Source organism: Streptomyces sp. SS8, from assembly GCF_054072955.1.
The window spans coordinates 1-16,533 of record NZ_JBSVCZ010000037.1 but is presented as its reverse complement, the minus strand read 5'-3'; the positions used below and the strand labels follow the sequence as shown (position 1 = coordinate 16,533).

Here is a 16,533-nt window from a genome sequence, read left to right as displayed (position 1 = left end):
CGAGGCCGCGTGAGTCGCACCACCCGGGCGAAGTCGCACCGGCCGCGACGGCGTGTCCTCGTTTTCGGCTCCGAGGCGCTCCCCAAGGCGGTTCAGGGGGATCGGGAGACGGCCGCGCTGATCAAGACGGCCCCGCGGCTCGACATCCCGATCGTCACCTCGGCGCTCACGACCCTGGAGGCGTGGGATCCGCGCGAAGCGTCGAGACAGGCGTTGTGGAACTGGACGCTGTCCCGGATTCGCGTCGTACACACGGACGACCGGGTGATCGCGACGGCGCGCGACATGTGGAAGGCGGCCGGCCTGCACGGGCACAAGTACGCCATCGACGCGGTTCTGGCGGCTGTGGCCGGGCAGGAGGCCGCGCAGGGTGCCCAAGTGACCGTTTTCACCTCCGACACCGACGACATGCGGCAACTCCTCGCAGGCCACCCGGTGCGAGTCGAGAAGGTCTGACGAGGCGTCCACGTCTTTCCGTCAATGCCCGGCATACCTCTGTCGCCACACCCAGGGCGGAGGAGGTCGGTCCCGCGGGACGCGGACGGATGGGCGAGAGTGCGGCTTCCCAGTGAGGCGGGTTCGGCGGACGGTGCCGCCGGGGGTGACGGCTCCTGGTCCGTTACTCGCCGTCCTTGTCGGCGGGCTCGGACGCGATCACGTACGTTCCTTTGATCGGCAGGGTGGCGACCAGGCCTCGGGTGCGCAACTCGGCGACGGCGCGCCGGACCGTTCCGATGCTCACGCCGTAGATCTCGGTCATCTCCCGCTCACCGGGCAGACGTCCCCCTACTGGTGGCTGTCCCGCCTTGATCTCGGCGGCGATCCGGTCCGCCAGCTCCATGTACAGGTACTGAGGCAATTCAGGCATACGCACACGGTGTCGCGCACGTCCGCGTCCTGAAGGAGTAGGACGCGTACTTATGCGTCCGGACGCGTTAGTAGTCATAGGGGTGCATGGGGACGCATAGGGGAGTAGTCTGATCGCGTAACGAGACAAGAAGACCCCCGCGACCGTCCGACCGGCCCGGGGGCATGGCCACCAACTTCTAGGGAGTTGATGACGTGCGTGACCTTATCGCGCGTTTCCTGGGCTGGGCCCTGAGCCCCGCCCTTCTGTGGGCTCTGACGCTGCTGTTTCCGGCCACCGGGAGGCGCCGGAGGGTGCGGGCGCCGCAGCGCCGGGCGGCCTCGGTGCGAGCCCTCCGGACCGACGAGAGCGCGGCCTGCCCGGCCGTGGAGACGGAGCCCGTACGGCGGGCCCCGCGCAGCCGCGGGGAGGCGTCGGACGTGGCACCCGTCCGGCCGTACTGGACGGCGCACGAGCGGTCGGTGCGCAGGAGGCGCCGGCGGGTGCTGTGGATGGCGACCGTGGGGCTGGACCTCGACACGCGGAACATCCACCTCCAGACGCACGGCGTCCGCGCCCGGCCCGTCCTGGGGCCCGGCTGGACCGTGACCGGAGGCGGCCTGTGAGGAAGGCGGGAACGGGCGCGGAGGAGGCCGGATACATCTCCGTGCGCTGCGCGATCGGGGCGCACGGCGAGTGCGCCGAGGCCGAGCCGGGGGAGAGCGGCGTACCCGGAGTGCGTCATCTGGCGTGCGGCTGCCCCTGCCATCCGGGGCGGGAGGAGAGGGCGGTGCCCGCTCCCGTGCCGCCGCCCGGTGGTGAGGGCTGGTACCGGCTGTGCTGGGCCGGCCGCCCCGACAGGGAGCTGGACCGGCTGTTCCCGAGCGTGTCCTACGGGGTGCTGATCGGCCGGGACGTGCCGGTGATGCTGCGCGGGATGCGCGGCTGCCTGGCCCCGTCGGTCTTCCATGACCCCGCCCGCGTCCGTGAGCGGGCCGACACCGGACAGGGCTGGTCGTACGAGGACGGCAACCTCACCGTCCACGCCCACCGCATCGCCGAACCGGCAGGCCCGCAGCCGCTGTTCGGCGGCGCGGAGTGGAAGGGTGCGGGCCGGTGACGTCCCAACGCGGGCGCCGCGGGCGTCTGGAGTCGTGTACGTGGACCACCCTCCTGGTCACGGTCTCGGCCGTCTCCGTGGTCCTGCTCCTCCAGGCCGCCCACCGGGGCTGAGGCAGGGCAGGCGGTCCGGCCGCAGGCCATGGCGTAGGCGCCCTTCCCGGGTCTGGGAAGGGCGCCGACGGGTCGCGGGCAGGTGGGTCCGGGCGCTCAGGTGTCCCAGCGGATGAGGGAGAGTTGCGGGCCGCCGGTGAGGTAGGCGCGGAGGGCGCCACCGGTGGAGGGGACGAAGTTCTCCGGGATGGCGTCGACGGGGACCCAGCGGACCTGGGAGTGCTTGCCCGGTTCGAGATTCTCGGGCTCGCCCGACCACTCGTGGGCGGCGAAGACGACGGTGAGGTAGCCGTTCGGGGACTCGACGCCCCAGGCCCCGTGGACGACATGGGCCAGGCGCAGGTGCTCGGCCTTCACCACCAGGCCGGTCTCCTCACGGAGTTCGCGCACGGCGGTCCCGGTGACGGGCTCGCCGGGGTCGCTCTTGCCGGTGGGCAGGTCCCACATCCCCTGTGCGAACTTGGCCCGCGGACCGCGCCGGAGGAGGAGGACGCGGTCGGCGGCCCGGTCGTGGACGATGACGGCCGCCACCAGCAGGGTCATCGATTCGAGCGCGGGCGGGAGAGCGGTGCGGGTCTCGTGCTCGGGCTGTGCCACGGTGATCCCTTCGGGAGTCGGGTTCCCGAGCATGTCAGGCCGGACGATCCGGCGGCCGGGGTTCCGGCGGGGCGGTCAGCAGGTCGAGGGCGTCGCGCAGGCCGCGGGGGCGGGCGATGCCCGGCAGGCGCAGCCCCCGCCAGCCCGGCCCGGCGACCAGTACGGCGGGGCGCACGCGGGCGCCGCGCACGCCCCAGGCGGTGGCGCGCACCCGGCGGACCAGGGCGGGGTCGGCGGTGCGGCGGGTCTGGGACCACAGGACGACGGCGGACGGCCCGGTGCGGCGCACCGCCTCCTCCATCGCCCCGGCCGGGACGGAGGCGCCGAACATCCGGATGCCGACGCCGTGTTCGGCCAGCGCGGCGGCCAGGACCTCCAGTGGGAGGGTGTGGGTCTCGTCGGGCGCGCAGGCCAGCAGCACCGGTCCGGAGGGTCCGGAGGGTGCGGGCGAGGCGGCGGGTGCGGGGCGCGGCCGGGCCGCCACTCGGCGCAGGGCCGAGGAGACGTGCCAGGACAGCAGGTGCTCCACCTCCACATAGCGCTCGCCGGAGGTGACCCACTTGCGGCCCGCCGCCCGCAGGGTGGGCATGATCACCTCCTCCCAGGCGCCGGCCACGCCGTGCGCGGCGATGGCCCGGTCCAGCAGGTCGTCGAGGGCGGGGGCGTCCAGGCGTACGGCCGCGCGGGCCAGGCCCCGGCACTCCCGGCTCACGCTGCTGCCCACGGGCAGGGTGTTGCCGCCGCCCGCGCGGGCCGGCGCGGAGGAGGACGGTTCGGCCGGTTCCGCGGGGTGTGAGGGTTCCCCGGGCGCGGGCTGCGCGGGCGCGGGGGCCGCCGCGCCCGGCGAGGCGGCGGCGCGCGCCTGGCGGGCGGCCTCCGCCGGGGGCACGCCGGAGGCGGTCAGGCGGCACATGGCCTCCAGTACCGCGATGTCCTGCGGCGACCACCGCCGGTGACGGCCGCCCTCCCGGACGCTCGGCCCCAGCCCGTACCGCCGGTCCCACGAGCGCAGGGTGGTGGGCGCGACGCCCAGTCGCCGGGCGACGGCGCCGGTGCTGAGCCCCGCCTGCCCGGGCGTGCGGTCGTCGGTTTCCGGAGCATCCGCCATGCGTCCAGAGTAGTCGACGCAGAAACGATGCGACTTGCTGCCAATCGTCATGCGCTCCACCGTGGAAACACCGAAGCGCACCCCGCGCCCGGTGGGAGGAGCGAAGCCATGACGCTTGCGACGGCCCAGGTGGCGGCCCCGCGCCCGGCCCCTCGCCCGGACACGCTCACGCGGCCGCGCCGACCGGCCCCCGGGGACGCGGCCGCCTCCGAGGAGGAGGTGGCCCGCGCCCTCACGCACGGCGAGGAGTGGGCCCTGGCCGAACTCTTCGAACGCTGGGGCACGCTCGTCCACACCCTGTCCGCCCGCGTCCTGGGAGACGGCCAGGACGCGGAGGACGTCACCCAGCAGGTCTTCCTGGCCGCCTGGCGCGGCCGGGACGCCTACCGGCCCGAGCGCGGCACGCTGCCGGGCTGGCTCGTCGGCATCACCCGCAAGGTGACGGCCGACGCGCTGGCCGCCCGCGCCCGGCGCCGCGAGCCGGCCGCGGTGGGCTCCACGTTCCCACCCGCCGCGGCCGGACCCCATCCGGACGAGGTCCTGGACCGCCTCCTGGTCGCCCGCGCGCTGACCGAGCTGTCCGCGCCCCAGCGCCGGGTGCTCTTCCTGGCCTTCTACGAGGACCTCACCCACGCCGAGATAGCCCGCCGCACCGGCCTGCCCCTGGGCACGGTCAAGGCGCACGCCCGCAGGGGACTGCTGCGGCTGCGCCGGCGGATGGACGCCGTCCGGTACACCCCGTGACCCTCCGCGAACTCCCGCGAGGAGACGATCAACCATGAACATCCGGGACGAACTGCCCATCGACCACCGGCTGGCCGGTGTCTACCGCTACGGAGCCGCCGTCAGCGGCCTCATCCTGCTGGTCTTCGGAGTCCTCGGATTCGCCAACCGGCTCGACTTCTTCGACACCACCGGCTCCGAGATAGCCGGGCTGTCCAGCAACGGCCTGCTGAGCCTTGTCTCGGTGACGGTCGGAACGCTCCTGATCACAGGTGCGGTCGTCGGCGGCAACTTCGCCTCCACGCTCAACATGACGGTCGGCGCGCTGTTCATCCTCAGCGGCTTCGTCAACCTCGCCCTGCTGGAGACATCCGCCAACATCCTGGCGTTCCGCATGCCCAACGTCATCTTCAGCTTCCTGATGGGCCTGGTCATCGGCACATTCGGGATGTACGGGCGGATAAGTGGCGGACTGCCGCACGACAACCCATACTGGCTCAGGCGCCACCCCGAACAGGCCGCCGCCGAGGAGGAGCGCAGGCGCCGCCTGGCGGCAGCGGGGATCGGCGCACCGGGCCCCGCCCCCGAGGTCCTCGGAGCAGGGGGCGCACGGGGGACAGGTCCGGACCGGCCCGCTCTGAACCGTGACAACCACCGTGAAAGCGCCCGAGGAAGGGTGTAGCGGCACGCCGACCGACCAACCCCCCGCAGCAGGCGACGGACGGTCAATTCAGAAAAATCCGTCGCCAAGCGCATCCGAAAGGGCCGGCAGTCCGGAAGAGAGGGTGAAGTCCCGCACCTGAGCGGGGCTCCCACGAAGGGAAATCCCGATGATGAACTCGCGCAGCAGGAAGATCGCCTCCGTCACCGCCGGTGCGTGCGTACTGTCCCTGGCCGTGGCCGTCCCCGCCTCCGCGGACAACCACACACAGGGCGAGAAGGCATCGGTCTCGGTCTTCCACGGCGTCCCCGGTCTCACCGTCGACGTCTACGCCAACGGAAACGAACTGCTCCCCGACTTCGAGCCCGGCACCCTGACCGAGCCTCAGGCACTGGACCTGGGCACCTACGACATCGAGGTCTTCGCGGACGGCGAGGGCCCCGACGGCGACCCCGCCATCCAGAAGAGCGTCGAGGTCCCGGCCGGCGCGAACGCCACGCTCGCCGCGCACCTGAACGCCGACGGCGACCCGGTCCTCACCGCCTTCGTCAACGACACCTCCAAGGTCCCGGCCGGGCAGTCCCGGCTGACCGTCCGCCATGTGGCCGCCGCTCCGGCCGTGGACGTCCGCGCGGGCGGCGAACCGGTCATCGAGGGACTGACCAACCCCAACGAGAAGTCGCTGGAGGTGCCCGCCGGCACGGTCAGCGCCGATGTGGTCCTCGCCGGCACCGAGACGGTGGCCATCGGCCCCGCCGACCTGGAACTCGGCGAGGGCGCCAACACCGTCGTCTACGCCTGGGGCAGCGCCGAGGACGAGAACCTCGCGCTGAAGACGCAGACGATCGACGGCATGGCCTCCGCGCCGGGCGGCGTGGACGCCGGTGAGAGCGGTGCGATGGCCGCCGACAACGAGTCCGCCACCGCCTGGCTGGCCTGGGGCACCGCGGGCGCCGTCGCGGTCGCCGGTCTGCTGGCCGCCCGCCGCCGCTACGCCAGGGACAACTGACGGCCATGCGTGCCTCCATCAGGGGTGGGCGGCCCTCCGCGGCGGCCGTGACGGCCGCCGCGGTGGTCGCCGCCGTCCTGGCGGCGCTGCTGGCCTGGTCGCTGCGGCCGTCCGGAGCCGCGGTGCCGCAGGACTTCGGCGACCGGCCGCGGGCCCAGGAGCCCGCGGCCGGGGCGCCGTTCGAGGTCCACGACAGCGAGGCGGACGGCGCGGGCGGCGCGTCCGCCCCCGAGCCGGCGGCCCTGAGCATCCCCCGGCTCTCCCTGGACGCCCGCGTCCAGGACGTCGGGGTCGAGGACGACGGCACGGTGGAGATCCCCGAGGACGCCGGGCAGGCCGGCTGGTACCGCTACGGGCCGGCGCCGGGCGCGCCCGCCGGATCCGCCGTCGTCGTCGGCCACGTCGACGACCGCACCGGCGACCTGGGCGCCTTCGCCAAGCTGTACGGCGTCCGCGAGGGCGACGACATCACCGTCGAGCGCCAAGGCGCCCCGCCGCTGCGGTACGAGGTGACGGCCCGTGAGGTGGTCGACCGGGACAGCCTCCCCGACGAGGTGTTCCGGCGCGACGGACGGCCGGTGCTGACCCTGGTCACCTGCGCGCCCCCGTACGACCGGGAGAGCGGCGGTTACCAGAGGAACCTGCTGGTGTACGCCATCCCCGCCGGGGAGTGAGGCCGAGGGACGACCGGGGCCGGGCCGCCGGCACGGCACGGTACGGTCCGGCGACAGGCCGCCACGGCGGCATGGTGAGGAGGAGGACGGCGTGGACCACTGCGACCCCACCCTGTCGGCCGCGCTCGCCTTCGGAGAGGCCTCCGAACAGGAGACCCGTGCCGCCGAGCGGCATCTGGAGCACTGCGCCGCCTGCCGCGAGGAGTTGGCGGCCCTGCGGGAGCTGGCGGACACCGCCCGCCGCGCCGCCCCCGCCGACAGCGTGTCCGTACGGCCGCCGCCGCGCGTGTGGGAGGCCATCGCAGCCGGGATCGCCGCCGAGCGCCGGGGCGGCGGGCAGGGGGACGGGCGGAACGGCGGACGGAACGGAACGGGCGGCGGGCCGGAGTGACGCCGGTCAGCCGGCGGGGATCAGCGTGAGGTAGGCCAGCCCCAGCACACCCCGGTAGTGCAGCCAGGCGGACCGGTGCCCCTCGACACGTTCCCGGACCCCGGCGGCCGAGGGATGGCCGCCGTGGCTCGCCAGCCACTCCTCGGCATCGGCCAGGTAGCCCGACTCGAACTCCTCCCACTCGTCCTCGTTCGCCGTCTCGATCCACTCGACCCGGAACCCGGCGCCCACGGCGGCGTCCACCAGACCCACGAGAGGGAGGTGGTCCGAGGCGGACGCCCCCGGCCACATGCCCGACAGCTCGGCGGCGGTGGGGGTGCGCTGCCAGAAGCCCTCGCCGAGCAGTACGCGCCCTCCCGGGGAGACCAGCCCGCGCAGCTCCGCGAGGGCGGGGGCGGTGTGACGGGGCGGTTCGACGGGGGTGAGGGCCTGGCTCGCCCCGAGGCACAGGACGAGGTCGGCGGGGCCGCGCCCGGTGTGCTCGGCGGACTCCCGGACGAACTCCATCCGGTCGGCCAGCCCGCGCGACGCGGCGTTCCGGCGGCCGCGCTCCAGGTCCTCGGCGCCGATGTCCAGGCCCGTGCCCGTGCAGCCGGGCACCGCTTCGAGCACGCGCAGCGTCATCTCGCCCCAGCCGCAACCGATGTCGAGGACGGTGGCGGGGCGGTTGCGGGCGAGGCGCGCCACCATGCGGTCGGCCCGCGTCCCGGAGAGGGGGCCGTGGAAGGCGAGACGGGTCAGCCGGGGCGGCGCGTCGGTGTCGGTCACGCGGGGAACGCTAGCGACGCGGACGGTGGCGGGACAGCGAATATCCGGAAGGCGCCGGGCGCCCGGCAGGGCGGGGGCGCGTGCGGGGGCGAAGGCGCGGCGCTCCGCCCGGGCCGGGGCCCCCGCCCCTCAGCCGGCGGGGACGCCGACCGGGCCGCTGTCGGCGGGAAGGCGCTCCACGGCACCGGCGAGCGCCTCGGCGTCGGCCGCGTCCAGCCCGATACCGAAGACGTCCCCCAGCACCTCGGGCACCTCGTGCGGCTTCAGCTCCCGCACCCGGCGCGAGCCGTCCGCGCGGGCGGTGGTCACCCAGCTCGCGCCGTACAGCGCCTGGCGGACGTCCGGGCCGGTGCGCTGGGCGATCGGGCGCCGCACGAACGGCGAGCGGGGGTGGGTGGAGACGTAGTGGTTGCCCATCTCCCAGTCGATCGCGTACCGCGGGTCCAGGGTGAAGGTGTGCAGGTCCGACCATTCCTCCCCGGCCCCGCGCCGCTCGTGCAGCACCCACTCCCGGGCCTTCGCGGTCGTACCCAGGGGCGTGACGGTGCGCTCCAGCCGGAACTCCCATCCGCTGTCGGAGGTCCGCGCGCCGTCGGCCAGCTCGACCGGCTCCAGCGGGCTGCCGCCGAAGCCGATGTCGCAGATCCACACCCGCCCGGTGTCCGCCGTCTCGGCCGTCTCCACGCGCAGGACGGCGTGCGTGGCGGGGCGTACGCGGCCCGAACCCATGCCCACCCGCGAGGTCAGGCCGCCGACGCCGAAGCCCAGCCGCTCCAGGGCGGCGGCGAAGAGCCGGGCGTGCTCGAAGCAGTAGCCGCCGCGCGCCCGGCGCACGATCTTGTCCTGGAGTGCGGGCAGGTCGAGCCGGACCGGCCGGCCCAGGACGATCTCCAGGTTCTCGAAGGGGACGCCCAGCACGTGCGCGCGGTGCAGGGCGCGCAGGGTCGCCTCGGTCGGGGAGCGGTCCCCGGTGTGGCCGATGCGGGCCAGATAGGCGTCCAGGTCCAGCTCCGCGCCGTCCCAGCGCCGGTCCGCGCCGTCCCCGCCGGTGTTCTCCGCGTCCGTCATGACCGTACCGTCCTCCCCGTCGTGTGCTTCCGCGCGGGCCGGCGGGCACCGGCCTGCGCAGACGAACCTAGGACCTCAAGCGGGCTTGAGGTCAAGGAGCGGCCGGGCCGGTGCTGGGCCCGACTCGGAGACTCGGAGGCTCAGGGGCTCGGCTCGGCGGCTCAGCGCAGCGGCTTGGCGTAGCAGCGGCTGCCCGGCTCGTGCCGGTAGACCCCGAACTTCTCGGTGGGCGTGTAGCCGCTCGACTCGTACAGCGCCATCGCCTCCGGCTGCATGGTGCCGGTCTCCAGCACCATCCGCAGCCGCCCCGCCTCCCGGGCGTCCTCCTCCAGCAGGGCCAGGATGCGGCGGGACAGCCCCTGGCGCCGCGCCTCGCGGATCACGAACATCCGCTTGAGCTCGGCGTCGCCGTCGCGGTAGTTCTCCCCGTTCTCGTCCATCGCCCGCCAGCCGCCGGTGGCCACGGGCCGGTCCCGCTCGTCGTACGCGATCAGGAACAGGCCGCGCGGCGGCGAGAACATCCCGGGTTCCAGAGGTGTGACATCGCCCTCGCCGCCGTAGCGCTCGGCGTACTCCAGCTGCACCAGATCGGTGAGCTTCGCGGCGTCGGGGTGGTCGTAGGCGACGGGCGTGATGCGCATGTCCGCATCGTAAGGTGCCGGGGTGCTGACGATTTCGACGGTCAATGTGAACGGGCTGCGCGCCGCGGCGAAGAAGGGCTACACCCAGTGGCTGGCCGCCACCGACGCGGATGTGGTGTGCCTGCAGGAGGTGCGCGCCGAGCCGGAGCAACTCCCCGGCGAGGTACGCGATCCGGAGGGCTGGCACGCGGTGTACGCCCCGGCCGCCGCCAAGGGGCGGGCGGGTGTGGCGGTGCTCACCCGGCGTGCGCCCGAGGAGGTGCGGGTGGGTTTCGGGGTGAGCGAGTTCACGGACTCCGGCCGCTATCTGGAGGTGGACCTGCCGGGCCTGACCGTCGCCAGCCTCTACCTGCCCTCGGGCGAGGTCGGCACCGAGCGGCAGGAGGAGAAGGAGCGCTTCATGGCGGCCTTCCTGCCCTACCTGGCCGGGCTGCGCGAGCGCGCCGCCGCGGCCGGCCGCGAGGTCCTGGTCTGCGGCGACTGGAACATCGCCCACCGGGAGGCCGACATCAGGAACTGGAAGGCCAACGGCAAGAAATCCGGCTTCCTGCCCGGGGAACGCGCCTGGCTCGGCCGGGTCTTCGACGAGGCCGGCTACGCCGACGTCGTCCGCCGCCTCCACCCGGACCAGGACGGGCCGTACTCGTGGTGGTCCTACCGGGGCCGCGCCTTCGACAACGACGCCGGATGGAGGATCGACCTTCATGTGGCCACCGAGCCGCTGGCGCGGCGGGCGGTGAAGGCGTACGTGGAGCGCGCGGCCGACCACGCGGGCCGGTGGAGCGACCACGCGCCGGTGACGGCCGTCTACGCGCCCTGACGGCCGGAGGCGCCGTTCCCGCCTCCGCCGCCGTCCCCGTCCACGCCGTCCCCGCTTCCCTCGCCGCGGCCGCCCGGCAGGAGGCTCGTGGCCAGCCGGCGGGACTCCGCCAGCAGGGGGCCCAGCACCGACAGCCCCTCGGGTACGGCGGTGGCGTGCCGGGGGAGCTCGGCGCGGAGCCGGTCCTGCTCGACGCGGATCTCCCCGACGGCCTCGCGCAGCTCGCGGCGGGCCGTCTCGGGGGCGTCGCCGGTGACCGTGCGACCGTAGGCGTCCAGGGCCGCGGCCACCTGCTGGAGGAAGCCGGCGTACGGGCGGGTGACCTCGTGGCCGGGGCGGGGCACGTCGTCGCTCTCGTCGGCGGCCTCCAGCAGGGTCCGGGTCAAGACGGTGAGGCGTTCGGCGACGTCCTCCAGGGTGGCCAGGGTCTCCTCGTACGCCGCCGTCAGCCGCGCGGCCTCGGCGCGGCGGCGGCTCTCGGGGTTGAGGCGCATGCTCTCGCGGCTCCAGCCGACCGCGGACTCCACGCCGCGGATCAGCCGGGGCAGCCGGCAGGCCCGGTCGTACCAGGCGCGGACGCGGTCGTACTCCCAGGGCTCGTCCAGGCCGTCCGCGACCTCGGTCACGATCTCCCGCGCCTCGCGGACGGCGGAGTCCACCGCCTCGCGCGCGCTGCGCAGATGGACGGGCGGCAGGACGAGCGCGTTGACGCCGACGCCGACGGCGGTGCCCAGCAGGGCGGCCAGGACGCGGGAGACGGCCGAGTCGAGCGTGGCCTCGCCGGGGACGAGGGTGAACAGGGCGGCGGTGGAGGCGTAGATGCCCTGGGCGCCGAAGCGCGGCCAGTTGCCCAGCAGGGTGGTGACGGGCAGGACGAGGATCATCACCAGCACCGGATGGCCCAGGGGGATGACCAGGGCCGCGGCCAGCACCGTGCCGATGGTGATCGCCATCGTCTGCTGGAGCCCCTGCCACACCGAGCGGTAGACGGTGGCCTGCACCAGGACCACCGCCACCCAGGGCGCCATCAGGGCGAAGGCGTCGGGCAGCAGCCAGGCGGCGGCCAGCCAGGCCAGGACGGCGGCGAGCGCGGCCTTGAGGGACTGGACGACGACGTCGCGCTCCCGGCCCGGCCCCTGCCAGGCCCGGTGCAGGGAGCGGGCGCCCCAGGAGACCTCGGCCCGCACCGCGCGGGCGGCGCGGGTCATGGGGGAGGGGCGGTCGGAACGCGTCGTGGACCCGGACTGTGTGTGCACCATCGAGGTACGGGTTGCCGTGGGGGCGGCGGTCATACATGGACTTCGCGGGCGCGGCGCGGTGCAGGGGCCGCGCGCTGGTCAGCCGCCGGACGGGCCCTGCGGCCGACCGTCCGTGCCCGGCCTTTCGGCTTCCCCGCCGGGCCTCGGCTCCGGCTCCCCGCCGGGGCCGTCCGGGCCGTCCGGCCGCGACCAGCTCTCCAGTTCCGCGCGGACGCGGCGGTCCATGGCCAGTGCCAGTTCGACGTCGACCACCTGCTCGGCCAGCGGGCGCAGCCGGTCCATCACGTCCGACAGGCGCCGCAGGTCGTCGGGGGAGAGCTCGCGGACGCCGGTGAACAGATGGGCGCGGACGAGGTTGGTGAACAGGTCGGCGACGGCGTCGGCGTGCTCGCGCACCACGCGCCCGGCCTCCAGCACGGCCCCCAGCGGGATGCCCTCGCCCACCAGGGAGGTGGAGGCGTCGAGCAGGCGGCGGCTGACGTGGACGACCTCGTCGCCGTCGACGGCGACGTAGCCCAGGTCCAGGGCGGTGGCGAGGTTGTCGGAGGTGACCTCGTCGGGGAAGTGGGCGGCCAGGTCCTCGGGGGTGAGGCGGACGGGGGTCTCCTGCGACCAGGGGGAGACCAGCGTGCTCTCCAGGCCGAGCAGTTCGGCCGCGCCGCCCGCGTCGCGGCCCTTCTCGAAGGCGTCGATCAGATCGGCGATCCCGCCGAGGGTGTGGCCGCGGGCCAGCAGCGCGGAGATCGTCCGCAGCCGGTTGAGGTGGTGCTCGTTGTACCAGGCGATGCGGCCCTCGCGGCGCGGCGGCGGGAGGAGTCTGCGCTCGCGGTAGAACCGCAGGGTGCGCACGGTGATGCCGGCGGCCCTGGCGAGTTCGGCCGTGCGGTACTCGGCGGGCGGGTCCGTGCCGTCGTCCTCCGTTCCGGTCCGCGTGTGCGCCGCGCCGTCCGCCCGTCCGCCGTCCGCCCGTCCGCTGTCCGCCGATGTCCTGTCCGCCACACCGAGAGCCTATGCGGCGGGGGCGGCCGGGCGCCCGGGCCAGGGGTGCAACCGGCGGTAACTTTCCCACGCCGTACCCCTACCCATGGGTACGTTCCTGCTCTACTCTCCAACCATGCCAGCGATCACTGGCATGTTTCACGGGTGGGGCACCACAGGACAGCAAACAGCAACAGGACACACCGGAGTCGGGAGGCGGCATGGCCGGACACGAACACGTACGGGTGGCGGTGATCGGGTCGGGATTCGGAGGCCTGGGCGCCGCCGTACGACTGCGCCGCGCGGGCATCACGGACTTCGCCGTACTGGAGCGCCGCGACTCCGTGGGCGGCACCTGGCGCGACAACAGCTACCCCGGGTGCGCCTGCGACGTACCCTCCCACCTCTACTCGTTCTCGTTCGCGCCCAACCCCGACTGGCCGCGGAACTTCTCCGGGCAGGAGCACATCCGCGCCTACCTGGAGAAGGTCGCCGACACCTTCGGGCTGCGCCCCCACATCCGCTTCAACTCCGAGGTGCTGAGCGCCCGCTGGGACACCGAGGCGCTGCACTGGGAGATCGAGACCGGCCGCGGCACCCTGACCGCCGACATGCTCGTCTCGGCCACCGGCCCGCTCTCCGATCCCAAGATCCCCGACATCCCCGGCCTGGACGGCTTCACCGGCAAGGTCTTCCACTCCGCCCGGTGGGACCACGACTACGACCTGCGCGGCAAGCGCGTCGCCATGATCGGCACCGGCGCCTCCGCCATCCAGATCGTCCCCTCGATCCAGCCGCTGGTGGACAGACTCACCCTCTTCCAGCGCACCCCGCCGTGGGTCATGCCGCGCATGGACCGGAAGATCACCGCGGCCGAGCGCTGGCTGCACGCCAAGGTGCCCCCCACGCGCGCGCTGCGCCGCCAGATGCTCTGGCTGATCAGGGAGTTCCAGGTCGGCGCCTTCACCAAGCACCCCGCACAGCTCGGCCTGGTGGAGAAGCTCGCCAGACACCACATGACCAAGGTCGTCAAGGACCCGGCGCTGCGCGCCAGGCTGACCCCCGGCTACCGCATCGGCTGCAAGCGCATCCTGCTGTCCAACACCTACTATCCGGCCCTGGTCAAGCCCAACGTGGACGTGGTCGCCTCCGGCCTGACGGAGGTGCGCGGCAACACCCTGGTGGCCGCCGACGGCACCGAGGCCGAGGTGGACGCGGTGATCTTCGGCACCGGCTTCCACGTCACCGACATGCCGGTCGCCCAGCGGATCACCGGCGCGCAGGGCATCACGCTGGCCGAGGCATGGAAGGACGGCATGGAGGCGCTGCGCGGCTCCACGGCCACGGGCTTCCCCAACTTCATGACCGTCATCGGACCCAACACCGGCCTCGGCAACAGCTCGATGATCCTCATGATCGAGGCGCAGCTGAACTACATGGTCGACTACCTCCGGCAGCTGGAGACGCTCACCGCCGGACCGGCCGGCCGGGCCGCGCTCGACGCCCGCCCCGAGGCGGTGCGTTCCTGGACCGACCACGTCCAGCGGCGGATGACGCGCACCGTGTGGAACACCGGCGGCTGCGACAGCTGGTATCTGGACGCCAACGGCCGCAACACCACCGTGTGGCCGGGCACGACCGGCGAGTTCGCGAAGGAGACCAGGCACGTGGACCTGGCCGAGTACGAGGTGCTGCGGGCCCCGGCCCGCACCGGACAGCGGAAGGCGGAGGCGACCCGATGAGCCGTGGACCCGGAGCGACGACGGGTGGGCCGTACGACCCGCCCACCCCCCGCCGCGAGCTGAACGTGACCTCCGCCGACGGATCCCGGCTGCACGTCGAGGAGCACGGCCGCGAGGACGGGCCAACGGTCGTCCTGGTGCACGGCTGGACCTGCTCGACCGCCTTCTGGGGCCCCGTGGTCCGGAGACTGGCCGAGGACCACCGGGTGTTCGTCTACGACCAGCGCGGCCACGGCCGCTCCCCGGCCGTCGGCCCCGGCGGCTACAGCACCGAAGCCCTCGCCGACGACCTGTGCGCCGTCCTGGAGGCGGCCGGATCCCGGGCGGTCGTCGCCGGGCACTCCATGGGCGGCATGACGGTCATGGCCGCCGCCGGGCGCCCGCAGGTGCGCGAGCGCGTCGCCGCCGCGCTGCTGTGCAACACCGGCAGCTCCCGGCTGCTGGACGAGTCCACCGTCGCGCCGCTGAGAGCGGGCAGGCTGCGCTACCGGATCCAGAAGGCCGTCCTCGGCTCCAGCCTGCCGCTGGGCCCCGTCACGCCGCTGGGCATGCGCGTCCTGCGGTACGCCACGATGGGCCCCGGCGCGACGAAGGAGCAGATGCGGGCGTGCGCCCGCATCGTCCACGCCTGCCCGCGCACCGTACGCGCCTCCTGGGCCCGGAAGGTCCTGGCCGTGCTGGACCTGGACGCCAACCTCGCCGCCCTGGACCTGCCCGTCGGCGTCATCGCCGGCGAGAAGGACCGGCTCACCCCGCCGGTGCTCTCCCGCCGCCTCGCCGAGGCGCTGCCGGAGTGCACCGGCCTGACCGAACTGCCCGGTCTGGGGCACATGACGCCCCTGGAGGACCCCGGAGCCGTCGCCGGCGCGGTGGCCGCGCTGGTGCGCGACCACCTGGCGGACACGGCGCACGACGCGGGGCGGAACACACCGCCGGCCGAGGTGCCGGCCGGAAAGGAGAGCGCGTAATGGCACGCAGGGACCTCCAGGGCCAGGTGGCGGTGGTGACGGGCGCGGCCCGGGGCGTGGGCGAGCTCCTCGCCCGCAGGCTGGCCGCGCGCGGCGCGCGGCTCGCGCTGGTCGGGCTGGAGCCGGAAGAGCTGAGGAAGGTCGGCGAGACGCTGCCGACGGACTCCGCGCACTGGCACGCCGACGTCACCGACCACGAGACCATGTCCCGGGTGGCCCGCGAGGTGCGCGAGCGCTTCGGCGCGGTCGACATCGTCGTCGCCAACGCGGGCGTGGCCACCGGAGGCCCCTTCACCGACTCCGACGAGACCGCCTGGCGCCGGGTCATCGAGGTCAACCTGCTGGGCAGCGCCACCACCGCCCGCGCCTTCCTGCCCGCCCTGATCGAGTCGCGCGGCTACCTGCTCCAGATCGCCTCGCTCGCCGCGCTCACCCCGGCGCCGATGATGACGGCGTACTGCACCTCCAAGTCGGGCGTGGAGGCCTTCGCCCACAGTCTGCGCGCGGAGGTCGGCCACCAGGGCGTGCGCGTCGGCGTCGGCTACCTGAGCTGGACCGACACCGACATGGTGCGCGGCGCCGACCAGGACGAGGTGCTGCGCGAACTGCGCGGCCGGCTGCCCTGGCCGACCAGCAGGACCTACCCGCTGGGCCCGGCGGTGGACCGGATCGTCGCGGGCATCGAGCGGCGCTCGTTCCACGTCTACGGGCAGTGGTGGCTGCGCGGCATGCAGTCGGTCCGCGGCTACCTGCCGGGGATCATCGGCCGGGTCGGCCAGCGCGAGATGAGGCACTTCGCGCCCCGCCTGGCCGCCTCCGGCCGCCCCCGCGGCCTGGTCGGCGCGGGCGGCGCGGCGGACGAGAAGGAGCGTACGGAGGGCTGAGCGAGCGGAAGGCCGCTCGGGGACGGAAGCGGGGGGGGGGGGGGGGGGGCGCCGCCCCCCCCCCCCCCCCCCCCCGCCCCCCCCCCCGCCGCCCCGCCCCCCCCCCCGGCGCCGCCGCCCCGCCCCGCCCCCCCGGGGGGGGGGGCGGGGGGGGTGGGGGCG

General features: G+C 74.5%; 20 protein-coding genes. 12 read left to right on the top strand and 8 right to left on the bottom strand.

Going from position 1 to position 16,533, the window contains the following annotated elements:
* Window positions 1-9: 9 nt before the first annotated feature.
* Window positions 10-456 carry a hypothetical protein gene (locus ACW69E_RS25855; protein WP_457500706.1) on the top strand — a complete coding sequence of 149 codons (447 nt, stop codon included), beginning with the start codon at window positions 10-12 and terminating at the stop codon, window positions 454-456.
* Window positions 457-619: 163 nt separating this feature from the next.
* Here the strand turns inward: ACW69E_RS25855 and ACW69E_RS25850 are convergent, their stop codons facing one another.
* Window positions 620-868, bottom strand: a complete 249-nt coding sequence (locus ACW69E_RS25850; RefSeq protein WP_457500705.1) for a winged helix-turn-helix domain-containing protein — start codon at window positions 866-868, stop codon at window positions 620-622.
* 194 nt (window positions 869-1,062) lie between these two features.
* Between ACW69E_RS25850 and ACW69E_RS25845 the strand changes: the two genes are divergently transcribed.
* Both ACW69E_RS25845 and ACW69E_RS25840 read left to right on the top strand, forming a co-directional pair.
* On the top strand, window positions 1,063-1,473 hold the full coding sequence (locus ACW69E_RS25845) for a hypothetical protein (protein ID WP_457500704.1): 411 nt from the start codon (window positions 1,063-1,065) through the stop codon (window positions 1,471-1,473).
* Window positions 1,470-1,967, top strand: coding sequence for a hypothetical protein (locus ACW69E_RS25840; protein ID WP_457500703.1), 498 nt, complete (start codon window positions 1,470-1,472; stop codon window positions 1,965-1,967). The genes ACW69E_RS25845 and ACW69E_RS25840 overlap by 4 nt, the downstream gene beginning before the upstream one ends.
* A gap of 209 nt (window positions 1,968-2,176) precedes the next feature.
* Here the strand turns inward: ACW69E_RS25840 and ACW69E_RS25835 are convergent, their stop codons facing one another.
* Both ACW69E_RS25835 and ACW69E_RS25830 read right to left on the bottom strand, forming a co-directional pair.
* Window positions 2,177-2,710, bottom strand: a complete 534-nt coding sequence (locus tag ACW69E_RS25835) for an NUDIX domain-containing protein (RefSeq protein ID WP_457500702.1) — start codon at window positions 2,708-2,710, stop codon at window positions 2,177-2,179.
* 1 nt (window position 2,711) lies between these two features.
* A complete protein-coding gene (locus ACW69E_RS25830; RefSeq protein ID WP_457500701.1) occupies window positions 2,712-3,785 on the bottom strand; it encodes a MerR family transcriptional regulator in 1,074 nt (357 codons plus the stop codon).
* A gap of 108 nt (window positions 3,786-3,893) precedes the next feature.
* On the opposite strand from ACW69E_RS25830, the gene ACW69E_RS25825 reads away from it, so the two are divergent.
* The 5 genes from ACW69E_RS25825 (at window position 3,894) to ACW69E_RS25805 (ending at window position 7,243) form a co-directional block, all read left to right on the top strand.
* Window positions 3,894-4,529 (top strand): sigma-70 family RNA polymerase sigma factor, encoded by a 636-nt coding sequence (locus tag ACW69E_RS25825; protein WP_457500700.1) that lies wholly within the window; start codon window positions 3,894-3,896, stop codon window positions 4,527-4,529.
* Between the two features lie 34 nt (window positions 4,530-4,563).
* Complete coding sequence (locus ACW69E_RS25820; RefSeq protein ID WP_457500699.1) at window positions 4,564-5,190, top strand: DUF4383 domain-containing protein; 627 nt, start codon at window positions 4,564-4,566, stop codon at window positions 5,188-5,190.
* A 148-nt stretch (window positions 5,191-5,338) separates the two neighbouring features.
* The gene (locus tag ACW69E_RS25815; RefSeq protein WP_457500698.1) at window positions 5,339-6,178 is read left to right on the top strand and encodes a DUF4397 domain-containing protein; all 840 of its coding nucleotides are present in this window, start codon (window positions 5,339-5,341) and stop codon (window positions 6,176-6,178) included.
* Window positions 6,179-6,183: 5 nt separating this feature from the next.
* A complete protein-coding gene (locus tag ACW69E_RS25810) occupies window positions 6,184-6,852 on the top strand; it encodes a class F sortase (RefSeq protein ID WP_457500697.1) in 669 nt (222 codons plus the stop codon).
* Between the two features lie 91 nt (window positions 6,853-6,943).
* The gene (locus ACW69E_RS25805) at window positions 6,944-7,243 is read left to right on the top strand and encodes a zf-HC2 domain-containing protein (protein WP_457500696.1); all 300 of its coding nucleotides are present in this window, start codon (window positions 6,944-6,946) and stop codon (window positions 7,241-7,243) included.
* Between the two features lie 6 nt (window positions 7,244-7,249).
* Here ACW69E_RS25805 and ACW69E_RS25800 read toward each other — a convergent pair whose 3' ends face one another.
* The 3 genes from ACW69E_RS25800 to ACW69E_RS25790 form a co-directional block, all read right to left on the bottom strand.
* Window positions 7,250-8,011, bottom strand: a complete 762-nt coding sequence (locus tag ACW69E_RS25800) for an SAM-dependent methyltransferase (protein WP_457500695.1) — start codon at window positions 8,009-8,011, stop codon at window positions 7,250-7,252.
* Window positions 8,012-8,140: 129 nt separating this feature from the next.
* On the bottom strand, window positions 8,141-9,079 hold the full coding sequence (locus tag ACW69E_RS25795; protein ID WP_457500694.1) for an arylamine N-acetyltransferase family protein: 939 nt from the start codon (window positions 9,077-9,079) through the stop codon (window positions 8,141-8,143).
* Between the two features lie 161 nt (window positions 9,080-9,240).
* Entirely contained in the window at window positions 9,241-9,720 is a 480-nt protein-coding gene (locus ACW69E_RS25790; protein WP_457500693.1) for a GNAT family N-acetyltransferase, read from the bottom strand.
* A 22-nt stretch (window positions 9,721-9,742) separates the two neighbouring features.
* Between ACW69E_RS25790 and ACW69E_RS25785 the strand changes: the two genes are divergently transcribed.
* Complete coding sequence (locus tag ACW69E_RS25785; RefSeq protein ID WP_457500692.1) at window positions 9,743-10,540, top strand: exodeoxyribonuclease III; 798 nt, start codon at window positions 9,743-9,745, stop codon at window positions 10,538-10,540.
* On the opposite strand, the gene ACW69E_RS25780 is transcribed toward ACW69E_RS25785, so the two are convergent.
* Together ACW69E_RS25780 and ACW69E_RS25775 are read right to left on the bottom strand one after the other, a co-directional pair.
* Window positions 10,528-11,799, bottom strand: coding sequence for an FUSC family protein (locus ACW69E_RS25780; protein ID WP_457500691.1), 1,272 nt, complete (start codon window positions 11,797-11,799; stop codon window positions 10,528-10,530). The genes ACW69E_RS25785 and ACW69E_RS25780 overlap by 13 nt on opposite strands.
* 78 nt (window positions 11,800-11,877) lie before the next feature.
* Complete coding sequence (locus ACW69E_RS25775) at window positions 11,878-12,798, bottom strand: MerR family transcriptional regulator (RefSeq protein ID WP_457500690.1); 921 nt, start codon at window positions 12,796-12,798, stop codon at window positions 11,878-11,880.
* A gap of 200 nt (window positions 12,799-12,998) precedes the next feature.
* On the opposite strand from ACW69E_RS25775, the gene ACW69E_RS25770 reads away from it, so the two are divergent.
* Genes ACW69E_RS25770 through ACW69E_RS25760 form a run of 3 tightly spaced genes read left to right on the top strand, consistent with a single transcriptional unit; the run spans window position 12,999 to window position 16,371 of the window.
* Window positions 12,999-14,519 (top strand): flavin-containing monooxygenase, encoded by a 1,521-nt coding sequence (locus ACW69E_RS25770; RefSeq protein ID WP_457500689.1) that lies wholly within the window; start codon window positions 12,999-13,001, stop codon window positions 14,517-14,519.
* Window positions 14,516-15,487 (top strand): alpha/beta fold hydrolase, encoded by a 972-nt coding sequence (locus ACW69E_RS25765; protein ID WP_457500688.1) that lies wholly within the window; start codon window positions 14,516-14,518, stop codon window positions 15,485-15,487. The genes ACW69E_RS25770 and ACW69E_RS25765 overlap by 4 nt, the downstream gene beginning before the upstream one ends.
* On the top strand, window positions 15,487-16,371 hold the full coding sequence (locus tag ACW69E_RS25760) for an SDR family oxidoreductase (protein ID WP_457500687.1): 885 nt from the start codon (window positions 15,487-15,489) through the stop codon (window positions 16,369-16,371). The genes ACW69E_RS25765 and ACW69E_RS25760 overlap by 1 nt, the downstream gene beginning before the upstream one ends.
* Window positions 16,372-16,533 lie beyond the last annotated feature (162 nt).